Origin of the sequence: secondary endosymbiont of Ctenarytaina eucalypti (genome assembly GCF_000287335.1) — a bacterium.
GTDB lineage: Bacteria > Pseudomonadota > Gammaproteobacteria > Enterobacterales > Enterobacteriaceae.
The window spans coordinates 63,727-81,427 of the sequence record NC_018419.1; the positions used below are offsets into that span (position 1 = coordinate 63,727).

At 42.3% G+C, this 17,701-nt stretch carries 6 protein-coding genes and 1 tRNA gene; 4 read left to right on the forward strand and 3 right to left on the reverse strand.

The genetic code is table 11. The features are described from left to right. Nucleotides 1–366: 366 nt before the first annotated feature. Nucleotides 367–1,128, reverse strand: coding sequence for a YciK family oxidoreductase (locus tag A359_RS00175; RefSeq protein WP_014887747.1), 762 nt, complete (start codon nucleotides 1,126–1,128; stop codon nucleotides 367–369). Between the two features lie 3,640 nt (nucleotides 1,129–4,768). Between A359_RS00175 and trkA the strand changes: the two genes are divergently transcribed. Beyond that, nucleotides 4,769–6,145 (forward strand): Trk system potassium transporter TrkA, encoded by a 1,377-nt coding sequence (gene trkA / locus A359_RS00180; RefSeq protein ID WP_014887749.1) that lies wholly within the window; start codon nucleotides 4,769–4,771, stop codon nucleotides 6,143–6,145. Between the two features lie 308 nt (nucleotides 6,146–6,453). On the opposite strand, the gene pepA is transcribed toward trkA, so the two are convergent. After that, nucleotides 6,454–8,028: a leucyl aminopeptidase gene (pepA, locus tag A359_RS00185; RefSeq protein ID WP_014887750.1), complete on the reverse strand. Its 1,575-nt coding sequence runs from the start codon at nucleotides 8,026–8,028 to the stop codon at nucleotides 6,454–6,456. A gap of 278 nt (nucleotides 8,029–8,306) precedes the next feature. Between pepA and lptF the strand changes: the two genes are divergently transcribed. The 3 genes from lptF (at nucleotide 8,307) to hdfR (ending at nucleotide 15,788) form a co-directional block, all read left to right on the forward strand. Then, nucleotides 8,307–9,407 carry an LPS export ABC transporter permease LptF gene (gene lptF / locus A359_RS00190; RefSeq protein ID WP_014887751.1) on the forward strand — a complete coding sequence of 367 codons (1,101 nt, stop codon included), beginning with the start codon at nucleotides 8,307–8,309 and terminating at the stop codon, nucleotides 9,405–9,407. Further along, nucleotides 9,407–10,477: an LPS export ABC transporter permease LptG gene (gene lptG, locus A359_RS00195; protein ID WP_014887752.1), complete on the forward strand. Its 1,071-nt coding sequence runs from the start codon at nucleotides 9,407–9,409 to the stop codon at nucleotides 10,475–10,477. Before lptF ends, lptG begins: the two co-directional genes overlap by 1 nt. Nucleotides 10,478–14,963: 4,486 nt before the next feature. Continuing rightward, nucleotides 14,964–15,788, forward strand: coding sequence for an HTH-type transcriptional regulator HdfR (gene hdfR / locus A359_RS00205; protein ID WP_014887754.1), 825 nt, complete (start codon nucleotides 14,964–14,966; stop codon nucleotides 15,786–15,788). A gap of 1,354 nt (nucleotides 15,789–17,142) precedes the next feature. Here hdfR and A359_RS00210 read toward each other — a convergent pair. Beyond that, nucleotides 17,143–17,218, reverse strand: a tRNA-Asn gene (locus tag A359_RS00210). Between the last annotated feature and the right edge of the window lie 483 nt (nucleotides 17,219–17,701).

Sequence of the window (17,701 nt, forward strand, 5' to 3'; positions counted from 1 at the left end):
ATCATAAGTAGTCGGCTTAGTGAACCCGTTAATCTCTAAAACGAAAAAAAATTATACATGTTGCATATATTAGAGTCTGTGATGATCTAGCGACTATCAGCGCTACTTGATGCGCTGCGAATTGTCTTTGGCATGTCTCGTAGTCTAATCCGGGTAAGTGCTGTGATTATTGCAATTAATGCAACTATCAGCGTTTTTTAGTAAAAGAGATTTAGATGACTAGTGTTTTTTAAACACATACATTAAAATTATTTCGTTAGATTGTAGGAGGCCATTTTTACTTGTCACGAAAGCATGCTATTTTTATTAAAGCGCCATATGGGAATATTCTATTATAAAAGACTATCTCTACGCAGTAAATAAATGTCAGGTCATACCTCTCTGTTTCACATCACTCTGTGCATTAAAGCTCACGCCCGTTTTATGCCGGCTGTCGTCACCCATTAGGTAAAGATAGATAGCCATGATATCAGCCGGATTTTTTAGCTGATCTGGCGCTTCCATCGGAAACGCCTTAGCGCGCATATTAGTACGGGTTCTACCAGGATTGATTGCGTTCACCCGAAGAGTAGCGGCGGTATACTCTTCTGCGAAAATTTGCATCATACCTTCGGTAGCGAATTTAGATACTGCATACGCTCCCCAGGTTGCTCGTCCTTTCCGGCCTACGCTAGAAGTGCTAAAAATAAGTGATGGGCTGCTGGCGTTAAGCAGAAGAGGTAGCAATGCTTGTGTTAACATAAAGGTACCGTTGATATTAACCGCTATTACTTCGGACCAGAGGGTGGCATCTTGCTTAGCCATTGGCGCAATTTCACCCAAAATTCCTGCATTGTTCAATAAACCATCTAGATATAAACATTCATCGGCAAGGATCTGAGCTAACCCCTGATAGGGGGCTAGCTGGGTGTTGGCTAAATCGAATACTAGCACTCGAGCCTTACGTCCGCCAGCCTCAGCGATGAGGTTTTGCACGATATTAAGTTTATGCTCGGTTCGGCCAAGCAAAAGTACCGATGCACCATGGTGAGCATAGGTGAGGGCTGCCTGGCGACCAATGCCTTCACTGGCGCCGGTAATGAGAATGCGTTTGTGATCCAGTAAATTATTTTTGGGTTGATAATACATATTCCACCTCTTAGGTAGGCAAGATGCCCATTGATTGTGATGCTTATAATTTTTATAGAGATACTGTATCTCTTTTTATGCCTGAGCCAGCAGAGTATTGCAATTAACACGAGGCCTCAGCATAGGCCCACGTAGGTTGATGCATGGTGGATCTGGTCCCAAGCTTGCTGCTTGTTGCCTAAAGTTTGCGCCCCTGCGATGGGGAGGCATGTGCCTTGGTGCCCTACGCCGGTCTAGTGGCTGACGGCTAGTCTTACCGCGTCAGCCTGGAACTGAAGCATTGTCGGGCTGATTGGTAAGATGTTAATTTTTAGAAGACGTAGCACGGGGCTTTAGCTAGCTAAAGTTATTAATTGCTTTTAATGAGTAAAGAGTGTTCTGGAATCTATTTTTATAAGGACCATGTTTCGCCAAAAAGCCTCATCGTATCATTAATCATCAGCGCGGCGTTGCCGTTGACATTCGACTGTTGTGTGCGGATGCATTGGTGTAAAAGGCAAATGCCAGTCGAGTATTGAAGAAAAGTATTGTGTAAGACGGTGTGATATTCAGCGAGTTCTCTTGGGGAGAGTCACAAAAGCATGTTGCATAGACTGCACAAAAATAGGATAAGGCGTTCACTAAATAGAGCAGACTTTTGGTGAAAAATCGGAATGATGCGGAATCACACGCGTATCTGTGCATGCTGAACTTTACCAGAGGGCCGGATGTTTGGGAAGTAAGCTCGTCGGAAGGCGAAATTACTGTTTTTCATCTATAATTCAATCTGGTGAAGAACTGATTCTGAGGTCAGCAGCACTAGCTGGATTAGTGCTACCTGGGTTAGTAGTTATATTATATACTCTTTTACGCCATCGCAGCATCAGAGTATTTCAGCTGCAGAAGCTGTTGGAATAAGGTGTTCCGTATATGCTTTATCTGTTAATTCAGTGCCAGAAAAAAAATGAAAATTTCATGATATCATGTGTAAAAGGCTGCGTTATCAAGATCTTACCATTCTAGGCGCTCTTGATAAAGTCGCCAGGCTCCATTTTAGTTGCTGATTGCGGCGTAACAATATGACTATGGAGCTGAATACCTCGGGCGACTACAAGCGACAAACTAACGTTGTTTATAGAAAAAGTGTTTTTAGACGAGAGCAGTTCTAGCGGTAGTGAAATAATATCTGTTAGTTATTTAAGAGATTTTTTAACACAGCCTCCTCGCGTTAGAGGGGCATCATTTCTGCTCTGTTTTGAATATTGGCATTGTGTTTGGGAACAGCATTTTGGAGGGGTGAATACCCTGCTATCGGTGCCAGCGAGGATTTACTGCTTGAGTCACTTTCGTGTTATAAGGTAATCAGAATGCGTTGTAGCCGGATTTTTAAAACTTCATAATCCGAGTTTTATCGATAGCGTTATTTTTATCTTTAGAGCACTGCTTTCTGCGCTATTCGCGACGCTCAAAGAAGGCGTAGCTTTAGGCAGCTAGTAGAGGTTATACTTGATGCGAAACTTATGGTTTTCGATCAAAAAATATCATTTTCTCGATTAATATCGAGTCATGCAAATGACATGCGTAAGATGCGATAAATGAGCAGGAAGTTATGGCCAGCGAAGCTCACACACGTTAGGTGTTGAGAATAATAATACTTTATTTTATCACTTTAGTTAATAGATCGATGTCTACAATATAAAACCGGCTTTATGGAATCAACTATAGTTTGTAACGAATGTGTTCCCGGCAGGGCTATTTTACGTGATACCAAGCATTTTCGGTACTCCTAATTACCTCATCTAGTTACATCCCCTGAGCATGACTACTTTTTTCTACTTTCTTATTATCGTCAAGTAGGCTTAAAATAACCATCCAGAAATCTTGTGCACTAGAATATAGCAATTTCAGTCCGTCAGTTCTAGTGAAAAACGGAAGTAATTTTTTTAAGTATTCATTACTACGGATCAGTGGATGATTTGCAATCCCGTTGTTGCGCTTATAGCGTAGACTACATCAATTATGTAGCGTGTTTCCTCGGAAAAGATCAAGAGATTAATGCCCTTTCCTAACAGAAGCCTGCGACAGTAATGTGCATCGTAAGTGCCAGAATCTGATCCGCTTCGGATTATTAGTTTTAAAAAAAGCTAGTTGAGTAGGTGAATCAAGGCAGTAAAAATTACTTCATATGTCATACTGACTCTTTTTTTAGTTAGTGCCTATACTAAACACCATGTTTTGCAAAAATATTAACCAGAATTCTATCTTCCTCAACAAGCGTTTTACGGTACATTTTATTCATGCATCCATGTGTCATGTTACTTCCGGTTGAGCTTTTCCTTGGATTAATTGAAAAATCGACACTTGAGGCGATCATATTATCAGCTTACTAAATTCACTTTAGCACAGGCGCTCCACAGCAGCATTTCTGGCTATATTAGGTAGCGTCCTATTCTAATATGTTATGTTAGTAAACAATCAGTGTCAGCTCTGTCGTAGCGTTTTCTGATGGGGTGTCACTGCATGATGTAACCCTGAAAAGAGCAAATCGGTGTACTGATCCGAAAGCGTAACATTGATCTATTCAAACAAGCCTATATAGCAAAGCGAAATTTAAATATGACCAACTCGCTTCATTAGACACAGACTCTCAAACGGCTCATTTTTATAGAACGACGTGAAGATGCATAAGCTTTTGATAAAATAGATAAAAACCTTTTTGAACGGCAATCATACTATGGTGCAACTCATATAAGGTCGGCACTATAGTGCAGATCATGAGAGCAGTATACGGTCTTTTCGCTGCGCGCATTGTAGGGTGGCTGTAGTGACTCGATGCATGAAGTTTTAAACATGCTGTTAAGATGATAAGACTGTTCTTTATATACACTAAGCGAGAGAAGATAGTCCTGATAACCAATCAGCATGTTAAGAGCGGTGAGCCGAATAATTAATCATTGAAGACAGAATCTATTAAATTTTTTCGGAGAAGGACGTTGGAATTAATGTCGGCAGGTGGCTACCGATAAACGCATCGTACAGCGTTAGCTTTATCTGAGATCTGATTGCACAATATATCAAAAGATCTGGCCGATGTATTTTACAGTAGCGCTCCTAGTAATGCATGCCTCTTTTGGATTGGATATGCAGAAAACTGACTAGAAAAGTCCGGAGGCGTCGAGTGACAGAGCGTAAGATACACGTTACCGCCCACAGATTCTAAATGATAGCAAAAATCACACCGCCCAGCCTGCTACCGCGCTGATAAATAGTATTAGCGAGAGTCGTCCGTTAACCATAACCATGGGATTGAAAATCAGACTTTAGATGGTAGTAGAATTATGCCTGCCAAGAAAAAAATTATAGCACTAGCAGAGATTGGATGCAACTTGTATGTGCTGGTTTACAACACTAGTAGATGGTCATCATCGCATAGGTGGTCATAATGAGCTGATCAGAGCGAAGCTGATGACTGATTGTAACACCGCCACACCAGACGCATTGTTTTAGATAATATTAACAATGATTGGCATTGTATCACAATCAATCCACTAACTTCTGACGTGTCACATATGCTGCTTTATTCAAAAAATGTGCCTTTATATACACTAAAGAGCACATACGCCCACTAACTAAGTGCTCGGATGAAAACAAGAGGTCATTTATGAAAATTATAATCCTTGGTGCAGGGCAGGTCGGCGGCACGTTAGCGGAAAACCTAGTCGATGAGAAGAATGATATTACTATCGTGGATACTAATCTAGATCCGCTACGCCACTTGCAGGACAAGTTCGATCTGCGCGTTATTCAAGGATACGGTTCTTATCCAAGGGTCCTACGTGCAGCTGGTGCAGAGAATGCTGATATGCTAGTAGCAGTTACTAACTCCGATGAAACCAATATGATTGCTTGCCAGATAGCCTATACGATTTTCAAAACGCCAAATCGCATTGCACGAATCCGCTCCCATGATTATGACTGCGAGTCAGAGCAGCTGTTTTCGCCGGAAGCAGTACCTGTCAATCATTTAATTTCCCCGGAGACTTTAGTCACTGACAGTATATATCAACTAATTGAGTATCCGGGGGCGCTACAGGTGGTGCATTTTGCTGAAGGTAAAGTCAGCTTAGTTGCCGTTAAGGTTTATTATAACGGGCCACTGGTTGGTAATGCTCTTTCGTCTCTGCGTGAGCATATACCGCATATCGAAACACGCGTCGTAGCAATTTTTCGCCAGGATCAGCCCATTGATCCGAAAGGAGAAACGATTATAGAGGCAGGCGATGAAGTGTTCTTTATGGTTGCCTCGCAACATATTCACATGGTGATCAGTGAAATGCAGATGCTAGAAAAGCCCTATAAACGCATCATGATTGTTGGCGGAGGCCATATCGGTGCTAGACTGGCTTATCGGTTAGAAAAAGATTATAGCGTAAAGCTGATAGAGCGCGATCGAGAACGAGCCTCAGAGTTAGCGGCACAGCTAAAATATACTATTGTATTTTATGGTGATGCCTCAGATCAAGAGCTGCTCTCACAGGAGCATATTGAACAGATCGACGTCTTTATCGCCATTACGAACGACGACGAAGCTAATATCATGTCTGCTATGCTAGCAAAGCGCATGGGTGCGAAAAAGGTAGTGGCGCTTATCCAACGACGTGCCTATTTGGATCTCGTTCAAGGAAGCGTAATCGATATAGCTATTTCTCCGCAGCAGGCAACGATCTCAGCGCTGTTAAGGTATGTACGCAATGCTGACATTGTTACAGTTTCCTCGCTGAGGCGAGGAGATGCCGAAGCCATTGAAGCGATCGCTCACGGAGATCAGAGGAACTCGGGGGTGGTGAGCCGCGACATCGGTGCTATAAATCTACCTCCTGGCACTATTATAGGAGCGATTGTACGTAACAATGAGGTCATCATTGCGAATCGTCATCACCGTATTGAACCAGGCGATCATGTGATTATGATCCTGACTGATAAAAAATGTATCGTCGATGTAGAAAAATTATTTCAACCTATTAATCTTTCTCTTTAATCGGCCATATTTAGGCGACCCATTTTCCTAAAACAGGGCCGTGATGAAGAGCCGCTGATACTCATAAAGAATTATATAATACAACAATCATCAAATTTTTTGAATAAAATGCTTTTTCAGCAAGCATGTAGACAAGGACGTCGTCAACAGGGAAGGCTTCCTTTACATACAGAAAGAGCTAACTCATCGCGTTTTCTTTTCCCTAAAGGGAATATGCTAATCTACATGAAAGTGCGTTGATTTAATTATTAGAAAATGCTGTTTTAATAATTTTTAAAAAAGACGGCATCCGCGGTAAAGTAAGTAGACTACCGCAAGGAGGGTGGCGTATTTCCTTCAGGAAAAGGAACATTTTTTTCTGCAAATTCGACTAAAGCATGTTGTTGAGGTGCAGTACGGTTAATTAAAAATTGAGCAAGCATCGCCACCGGACGTCCTGTAGAACCCTTAGCTTTACCGGAACTCCAGGCAGTGCCGGCGATGTCCAGGTGCGCCCAATGATATTTTTTCGTGAAACGTGACAGGAAGCATCCCGCAGTAATTGCACCGCCAGATCGCCCGCCAATGTTCGCCATATCAGCGACATTAGACTCCAGCTGTTCTTGAAACTCATCCCCCAATGGTAAACGCCAAGCTCGGTCGCTCGCTTTTTCACCGGCATCGATAAGCTCATGAACTAGTGGCGTATGATTCGACATCAGCCCCGTTACATGATCTCCGAGTGCAATAACGCAGGCGCCAGTCAACGTTGCGATATCGATGACTATCTCCGGATTAAAACGCTCGATATAGGTAAGAACGTCACAAAGAACCAATCGGCCCTCAGCGTCAGTGTTTAATACTTCCACTGTTTGGCCGGAAAGTGTGGTTAACACATCGCCTGGCCGCAATGCACGACTGCTGATCATATTTTCGCACCCGGCTAACACTCCGACGAGATTCAACGGCAGTTTAAGCGCCGCTACGATAGACATTACAGCGTATACCGTCGCGGCGCCGCACATGTCGTATTTCATTTCATCCATCCTATCCGCGGGCTTGATGGAAATACCACCGGCGTCGAAGGTTAGTCCTTTACCCACTAGCACAATTGGCCTCGCTTCAGGGTTAGGGCTGTTTCTATACTCAATAACGGACATGAGCGATTCATTGATAGATCCCTGCCCTACTGCTAGATAGGCGTTCATACCCAGCTCTTTCATCTGCTGTTCGCCTATGACTCGCGTTGTAGTATTTTTACTCTGGCCGTCAGCTAACTGACGGGCCAGTGAGGCGAGATAAGCAGCATTGCAAATATTTGGCGGCATATTGCCTAAATCTTTAGCAGTTTTAATGCCGTCGGCGATCGCTAGACTATGCACAATTGCACATGCGCCGCTAGTCAATGCCCGGCGTGTAGGTACATTGAACACTATTTTTTTCAGGGGTCGAAGCGACTCGGTGTTATTACTTTTTAGCTGATTGAAGGTATACAGCGTTTCTTGCGTTGTTTCCACTGCCTGACGTACTTTCCAGTAGGTATTACGCCCATTGACGTGGAGCTCAGTCAAAAAATAGAGGGCCTCTATGGAGCCGGTATCATTGAGCACATTGATTGTTTTTTTGATCACCTTCTTATACTGGCGTTCATCTAGCTGGGGTTCTTTACCGCAGCCGATAAGCAATATACGTTCGGAAAAGACATTCGGGACATGATGCAGCAGTAGCGTTTGCCCGAATCTACCTTCCAGTTCACCACGGAGTAGCAGGGAACTGATATAGCCATCGCTGATTATATCGAGCTGTTCGGCGCTCGGGGATAGACGGCGTGGTTCAAAAACCCCGACAACCATGCAGGCACTGCATTGTTTTTCCGGGCTACCGATTTTTATACTAAACTCCATGTATTCTCCTGATTCTTAAAGACAAAGACGATTTTGCGGGATAAAATAGAGCTTCCAATCATATCCTGCTTTTGTATGCATGCGATGTGTTATTCTGAATGACGACAAGATGCTCTTTTTTTGAAAAGTAGTGCGTTTTATCAGTCCCCTGAATGCTGCACGTTTTTATATGCGATCTAACAGATAAACGGTGGCGATCTGATATACATCTATGATGTGTGAGCGATTAAAATATCGATATTCCTGCTAAAAGACAAGTTTTCACAGGCGAAATAAGCGTGATCATCACTAGATATCTGGTTCGTGAGACATTTAAAAGTCAGCTTGCTATACTATGCATCCTGTTGTTGATTTTTTTCTGTCAAAAGCTGGTAAAAATTTTAGGTGCGGCGGTGGATGGGCGTATTCCGATAAAATTGATTTTATCTTTGCTCAGCTCAGGCGTCCCGGAAATGGCACAATTGATCCTTCCCCTGAGTCTTTTCTTGGGGTTATTAATGACGCTGAGCCGTATGTACACTGCAAGCGAAATTACAGTTATGCATGCCTGTGGTCTGGGTAAAAGCATCTTGATCCGTGCTGCATTGTGGCTGAGTTTGATGACCTCGATAGTCGCAGCAGTGAATGTAATATGGCTGTCACCCTGGTCGTCGCGCTATCAGGAGCGGGTTATGTCACAAGCCAAGGCCAACCCTAGCATGGCCGCCCTCGTTGAGGGAAAATTCCAACCAGCGGAGAATGGTAATGCAGTTCTGTTCGTCGGTACTGTTAAAGATGCAGGAGTTGAAAATGTGTTTCTAGCCCAACTTAAGCCGAACAGTCATGCACACGCTTCCGTCTTCATCGCGGCCCGCGGCCATATAATCCAGAGGGCGGACGGATCTCAAGTCATGATGCTATATCAGGGGACGCGCTATGAGGGGACCGCCCTGCTTCGTAATTTTCGTATTACTGAATTTAGGCAATATCAGGCAGTGCTTGGTCATCGGGTTGTGGCAGTGCACAATATTTGTGCAGAGCAAATGACGTTGAGGCAGCTTTGGCACTCGACAGAGCCCTCGTTGCGTGCCGAGTTGCACTGGCGTCTCACGCTGGTAGTGTCGGTGTTAATTATGTCGATGACAGTGGTGCCGATGTCGGTTGTCAACCCACGGCAGGACCGGTTTATCCGTATGCTGCCCGCAATGTTCCTGCATCTTATTTTTTTCCTACTGCAAACCTCACTACGTACTAACGGAGCCATGGGTAAGCTTGACCCGATGTTGTGGATGTGGGTAATTAATGGGGCCTACCTGGTGCTGGCATTTATGCTCAATATATGGGACAGCGTACCGGCACGAAGTCTTCGTGGGCTATTACATGCAAGAGGTGTAGCCTAATGCTTGGCGTATTAGATCGCTATATTGGTAAAACGATTTTCAATACAATCATGATGACCCTGTTCATACTGGTTTCGCTTTCAGGCATCATTAAATTTGTCGAGCAACTGCGAAAAGTAGGTCGGGGGGGCTACTCGGTGCTAGGTGCGGCCATGTTTACTCTCTTGAGTGCACCAAAGGATATCGAGAACTTTTTTCCGATGGCGACTTTGCTCGGCAGTTTGCTAGGGCTGGGTTCTCTGGCTAACGGTAGTGAATTGGTAGTGATGCAGGCATCTGGTTTCAGCCGAGTCCAGCTGGGATGCTCAGTGATGAAAACCGCTATTCCACTGGTGCTTTTTACTATGGCCATAAGTGAATGGGTAGCACCTGCAGGAGAGAAAATAGCCTATAGCTACCGTACCCAGACGATTTACGGTGGGTCTATGTTCTCAATTCAAAACGGGCTTTGGGCGAAAGACGGTCATGATTTTGTTTTTATTGAGAGGGTAGTTAAAAGTCATGAGCTAGCCGGCATTAATATTTATCGCTTTGATAATACCCAGCGGCTAAAGTCATTGCGCTATGCTGCAAGAGCTACGTTCAGTAACGGCCGCTGGGCGTTGTCTCAGGTAGAGGAGTCTGATTTAACCAATCAAAAACAGATCATCGGTCGGAAAAGCCTGAGCGGCGAATGGAAAACGAACTTGACACCTGAGAAACTAGCGGTTGTCGCGCTTGACCCGAATGCGTTATCCATTTCAGGGCTCTATGATTATGTCAATTATCTTAAGAAGAGTGGCCAGGAAGTTAACCGTTACCAGCTAAAGATGTGGAGCAAGATTTTTTCACCATTCTCAGTGGCGGTGATGATGTTTATGGCACTGTCTTTTATTTTTGGCCCGCTACGCTGTGTATCTATGGGTGTGAGGGTTCTCAGGGGGATCGGTTTCGGTTTCTGTTTTTATATTCTAGATCAACTATTTGGGTCGTTAAGTTTGGTCTACAACATACCGCCAGTATTCGGGGCATTACTACCCAGTATAACGTTTCTTATCATAAGCATTCTTATACTGTTAAAACATCATTGATTTAGTAATTAATCCGGGGTTTTTTGAAGAGCTATATGTAATTTGAGTCGTTAACATCTTCGCTGAAGAAAAAATCTTCTGGGAAGATATCCCCCTTTTTTAGGTATCGTGACGCTGCTCAGAAAAGCTTTTTTCAATAAAAAGATGTTATATCTTCGGTTCAATTAGCTGATTCCTTTCTTTGGCGAAAAACAGAGCACGCTAAAAATGATCAGCATTTACTCCTTTATTCTATCATGGAATCAGATACTTCTATTTTATTCAACAAATTTAGCGTAGCTCAACCGACCTCTCTGGTGCGCCAGGAGCAATAGAACACCGTAACGCTTGACAATTAAGAGCTTGAAAGCGTATTTCGCACTATAATCAGTCTTCCGCTCTCGTCGTTTAAGGACATTTTTGTTTTTATTATTTTTATCGCAGCTGAAACAAAGTAGAGAGGGTCAACGTAAAGCGTTCCAGTCGTTCCCGCGACCTTATGCAAGCTTTAAGTCGGCATCTATTGCCGGGTGTTCTAATAGTTGATACCTTCAAGTTTCGCGCAACTTCAAATCCGCTTATGGCATCCTTAACACAAGAGATGCTGATGAAGATCAATCATGCGCCTCGCAAAAAAGGATGCTCAGGAGCTGTAGGCGGAGTGGCGAGTAGTAGCCAGGATTTCTGTATGCCCATAGCTGATGATACAGATACCTTGCTATATGCGAATGCAGTGTCTAAAATAGCGCCATCTAATCGTTCGTTTACTTTCGCTGCTGGATGTAATCCGTTTCACATGTAGTTTTTCCAGAGGTGCGGTGATACACGTGTTGTCCTTTCTAATTTCAGGAATAATCTGTACCTTGCCTACGGAACGAAAAGTATACTATCGCTCACAATAGAGCTCAGCAGGAAGATATAACAAAACTGTTTTTACGTATACCCCTGTGGTGACTATATGGCGCTATGCGGGGAAAGTACCACAGCCCCTGAAGAGGTCCGGGAACTATGCCGGTTTGATAGAAAAACTTTATATGTACAGGGTATGTAAATGCCGTTTATAGTGGCCCATATGTACGCCATATGCTTAAGTAAAGGCCATGAAAAGTGTTCTCAATTTAGCTCATGTAGCACACACTAATGTCTTCTTCGCGCAGTGAATTTATTAAAGCTGTTACCAGGTTGATGACGGCGCCTAGAGAAGAGGATGTTCTTAGTAGCTTACGGCACGAGCTGCTGATACTACAAGTACTCTATAATTTAGTAGTCATTTTATAACGCACCTACCATAGGTGGTTCCATGAGAGATGAACCGAGTTAAAATCTTTGCAATCTTAGATTGTTAGGGCCTCATCTATCGCATATAGCTTGAGTTTTCATACTCAAGAGTCTTGCGCTAGTACTTTCATGAGCACTTTGACTATCAATTAATACTGGGATTACTCGCAAAGGTAGTGTTACGGCATAGACAACATTCATCAGATGTGCTTTCTCGTGCGTTAGAGACAACAATGTCCGCTATGAGGCTAATAAGCACATTTTATATTCCCTAGGCATACTGCGTTGTTCTTTCTCAATATCAGGGAAGCGTTTAACTATCGCTTTTTGCGTGCTGAGATCTGGCTTATGACGGTCAGATCCCTAAATTATTGTTGAAAAAATGCAGATATTTATAAGTAGCTTTACGCAAGAGCCCTCTCAATAAACTTTAGCGAAACAATTAGTGAACAGGGTGTCTTTCTACTCATTTCTACCCAGAATAACAGCCTAAAGTAGGAGCTAATCACCCTGCTGTTCCGGACTGAAGTAGAAGCATAGCATGAGCATACGGTATAGTATACGAAGAATTGCGCTATGGAATTCTGGTGACGTAATATATTGAGTTATATTGCGTATCTAGGGCAGAACAAACAATGCCCTGATATCAAGGTTTAGAAAATTAGCAACCCGTTTAAGCGCGATCTGTGGGACTGTATGATGCGTTTAATATCCCTTAGCAATTCTTAAATCGCTTATAAGCCAAAATTATGTTATGCTGATTGAAAAATAATGCTGCAAAGCTAGTATTTTTTTTGAAATTTTATAACCCCTTTAAACTTTTTCGTAAACGTGCAACTACTCAGGCCAAACGCAACGCCTTCTATAGGCGAAGAAGAGTTGATTTGACAGGTGTTTTCCGCTGCCCCTTTGCGAGGATAGCCATATTGTACTTAGCAAAGCTAAGTTGTGAATAATTAATTGTGCTGGATGCTCCTCTTTAAGGGGTCATAGACAACCCCATGACCCAGGACTTTTCCTGCAGTCATCTTCACATCAAGTTTTTTTATTAATCCTGAAGCAGTGGGATTACCTTGCGTCGTCTCCTAATCCCTGTAGATGGAGTTATATAATGTTTATTCAATATTAAGCCGTCAATGCTAGAAGGGTAATCTGTGCGTGAAGAGCTCTAGCCTATTTATCGCTATCGAGGAAAGTAATTAGCAAAACAATGATGAATCATTGATATAAAAATGCATGATTTAGATGGACGCGATACTGCGCAGGCATGTGAGAGCAGCTTGCATGCTGTTCTGATGCACTGCATCATGGCTGCTTAGAGCAGGCTATAAAGAGACTCCTGCTTAAAGTCAGACTCATGTCCTATTGTATAGTTTTATAGTAGAAACACTATAGCCTTCTTTGAGGTAAAAGATAACTGAACATGGCTGCTTTATACTGATGATCTCATAAGAAAATCAGCTTTAGTTCATGGCACGGATAGTATTTATATGTTTCATGCTAAGGTGTTTTATAAACCCCCTTGTACTCATGTAGTGATGTATAAGAAAAATATATCTATCGTATTAAGAGGAATAAAAAACTATATTTACTCAAAAAATTTCTTAAATCAATAAAAGTCCATGACGTCGTCATGCGGAGTAAGGATATTGCGACATGATGTGGGCGATATAAAGATATTTATAAGAACCCACACCGGTTAAACGTCGTCACTTTCGCTATTGCCTTTGCATGGCAAAAACGAGTCGTTATTAAATAAATCAAAAATTTTAGTGATAATTGAATAATAATAACTTGAGTGATGTAACTATATGTTTTATATAGTGAATAAAATTTCAAAATGCATTAGTTATTTACTGAATAATCAGTTTCAAATATCGTTATCATAAAAACCCATGAGTGATAAACAGATTTCTCAGTTGTTCGCTGAGATTGTGTAGGTGTCTGCACGGACTCGATTGTTAAACTTCTGGAGCTACGGATGCGTTTACTGAACTACTCTTCATGCACCTAGGGTAAGCGGGCAGCGCATGTAAGTATCAAAACCTCAACAGGCAGCGACATTACGTACGTGCGCCTTAGGATAGGACTTGTTTGACTCTTGCTAGTAAAGAGGGATGTATATCCTAGCTGTGTCGGTGATCGAGAAATCTAGACTATCAGCAAAAGACTGTCTGGGGTTGTATATTCTTACATACACTGATTTCTGCAGATTGATCGCATAGTAGCACCCCTAATGCTATTGGCGATGGCTTTGATCAAGCCATCTTTTAAGCATGTCTGGGTTGCGTTTTGTCATAGCAATGACAAGATACCCGCACATTACAAAGCCCCGTTAAATAAAAATAAATGATTTCTTTTCTCAGCAGTGAGATGAGGAATTATTTTTCCTCTATAAAATAATTATTAGCACGCAATTTCAAGTGATTCGCAGAGTAGAAAATCTGAGTATTAGAAAAGAGAAAGAGAGCGTTGAGATTACTTACGGGCTAATAACTGGCGGTTTCTTGGGTCAAAGGACAGCCGGCTACTTATATAAGGCTGCGTAAAATTATTAACCGGAGGTGAGGTGCTAAGATTGCTCCCTTCTCTGAAGAATACGCTCCCTTTTATCTTTCTCCAAAAGTATCAGCCTTGCCTGAAAATGGTCTCTCTTGAAGTGGAGATGTTCTACAGCTAAGTAATGAGAGGGATCCTCGACTGCATGATGAATGAGTTGTAGGTTCGGTAGGCATCGTAGTTAGAGCAAAGGGGGTCGTAGTTTCTACATGTATTGCTTTTAGGTGTCAGTATTCTCTTCTACTGCACTTTTCTGTGCTTTCCTTCCGGGAAGAATATTAAAACATTTTGGTCAGAAAATATGCTGTATGTATTTGAACTAAACTTTCTCATGTACATGGTAGGGTTAAAGTGTGCGGTAGCACACTGCAAAAATCTGCTCTGCGTCATCAGTTACGGGCTCCCATTTTCCGCTGTTTAGCTTATTGTACACATGACTGCGACGCTCTAATAATTTTGCTTTCCGCATAGTGAAATGACGATATCAGAAGAAGCCGCGAGGATGATGTTGTTATAAAAATAACGATTAGAAGTAAAACTGCCTGGCATGTTGCTCATTCCTTCTCTAAAAAAAGCCATGATGTGTAATGGCGCGGAGCGTTAGTTAGGGTTGACTTGCTATAGAACGAAATACTTTAATCATTACGAAGTAATTATTTTGGAGAGTGACGTGGATACTGAATTACTGAAAACATTCTTAGAGGTCAGCCGCACCCGACATTTCGGGCGAGCAGCGGAAGCTCTCTATCTAACACAATCAGCGGTCAGCTTTCGTATACGCCAGCTAGAAAACCAACTAGGAGTGAGCGTGTTTACTCGTCATAGAAATAACATTCGCCTAACCGCAGCAGGCGAACGTTTATTGCCTTATGCCGAAAATCTAATGATGACCTGGCATGTCGCCAAGCAGGAAGTGATCCGTTCTCTGCAGCATAATACGCTTTCAATTGGTGCTAGCGCATCTCTATGGGAAGCGTGGTTAGTAGATTGGCTGAGAAATCTTTATAAACAGTGGCCAGATCTTCAGCTGGAGGCGCGCGTTGCTCTGCGACAGGGGCTAATAAAAGAGCTACACGAACGTCAGCTAGATTTATTGATCACTACCGAAGCGCCGAAAATGGAGGAGTTAACTAGCCAGCAGCTAGGTTGTTTTTCCCTGACGTTATTCGCCAATATGAATAGCAACGAACCGGTAAAAAACAGGCGGCCTTATATACAGCTTGAATGGGGGGCTGATTTTCATACCCACGAAAATCGTCTACAACTTAATCAGCATGCGCCGCTCGTCACTACTACCTCAGCTCAATTAACTCGACAGCTATTGCAAGTTACGACCGCCTGCGCGTTTTTACCCAGTCATTGGGCCTCTAGGTTTCCCGATTTAAGGCCCGTAAGCGATGTGCTAACAATCATGCGCCCGTTGTATGCGGTATGGTTGCAAAGCAGCGATCAGCGTCCGATGATTCGAGAATTGCTCAAAACTGTTGTGCTATGATAACTTTCTGCTTATGTAGCCGGAAAATGCTGCTCGGTACTACTGTCTAGTGGGCCATTGCGTCCGTCTTACTAGGGCGTGCCTGCGAGACATGCATGTAACTTTTTTTGCAGACAGATCGCGATAAATTACTACCTGTTTATGATGCTTTTTCAGGAGCTACATATTTCGTTAAAAGTAATATACGTTTGGATTGCGCTTTGAAACAATAAAAAATACCTCTCATCTAGAACAATGCTAAAACTTAGAGTCTATAATGGCCGTTGATGACTCACGTTGATGGCGAGCGTAAAACGCGGTGCAGAGGCGTTGCATAAGAAATATCTCTAATCGTTACTTTCGTAAGCGAGAAAATCCATGCAGCTTTAACTTTAAAACGTTAAAATTTGGCAGCGAGTATCGAAAAATGCAGAAAATAATCTTAGTTAGCTTTGGCAGTAAATGGGGCGACATATACAGTTATCTGTGTCGATTGATTGTACAGCAGATAGATGTCTGCCTAGGCGTTATGTTTTTAATAAACTATAACGCACCAGCAATCAGGAAGGCGATGACTGACAACGATTAATGATACGCGTGACTATGCACTGTGAGCGCATCAAAACGTTTAAAAATAAGTACCGAAGAAACAGTCGTGATTACCAGGGAAAGAAGGTTTTTATAAAAAATTTATGTTCTTAACACGTTTATATTCTAATTTAAAGCAAATATGCATGGTTATAGCATTTCGCATGACTATGATGTGCATAATCAAAAGAGCTGAGTATAATGGTCAGTAGAGAGAAATCAGATGATGCAATTAGATATTTCGAACACCTTCTTTAATCGTGAAAAATAGCTCTGCTAGCTATCGTACCCTCTAGCAAATTTATTTATTCAACAAAAAAAGAAGAATAGCCTTACGCTAGATGATAGCGTTACTATTTCTATACCTGGAGTATTTATTAGCAGAGAGAAGAGCATTTTCTTTCTCGAGAAGAAACCTGAGATCAACAAATACGTCTAGCTTGAGAAGCATAAACTAGTAAAGATACAGCTTCAACGCTGAAAGTAGTCTCATGACTAACGTGTAAATGCATTTTTTGAATACAAGAGCTGCATGCTATCAATGTAGTGCGTAGATTCAGATCTAGACAGAGCAGGATTGTCAAGATGAGATCTCATGCGACAGCGGCATGGGTGAGATAAAGCAGTTTGTCTTTTCTGAGATTCATAAGAGCAGGTATATAAGTATAACGCTTGATGGTTTAGAAAGTCGATGTAGAGGACTATATTTTGATCTGAAGCAACTGTTAGAAATCAGCTAGAGCAAAGTTCTATTTTAGATGTGCTGAGCGGTGCTTTTTATAATTTTTGGCTCCTCTGACTGGACTCGAACCAGTGACATACGGATTAACAGTCCGCCGTTCTACCGACTGAACTACAGAGGAATGGCTATAATGAGAAAAAATTATAGTCTGATGTGTGGGGTATGTCAACGAATAATGGTATGCAGTAGCGGAATTATGCAAAGCTGTAGCTGAATGAATGATTGTCATCTCCAGATAAAAGGAAGCGATGCTAGATGACTTTACGCTGTCGCTCATGTTACGATCTGGCTCGACCTGTATCCAGGGAAAAGGTCAAAATGCACACATTTTTTGTGCTATACGCTATAGTCATGAATTCCAAGAGGGAGATGCTAATGGTAAAAGCGGATAAAGAAGCCTTAAAGATTAGCTAATTGTTCAAAGAACAGTATTTTATTGTTCAAGCGTTCTCAAGGAAGGTGAAGCAGAGGAATCGACACCGCTTGCTAGCCCTACGTAGCAAGAAAGCTATATGGCATGCGTGCTTTTTTTGCTATTCTTATGAGAATAGCATGTTGCTTAAGTAGTCAATTAGTTGCATCACATGAGGGATTGAGTACTATT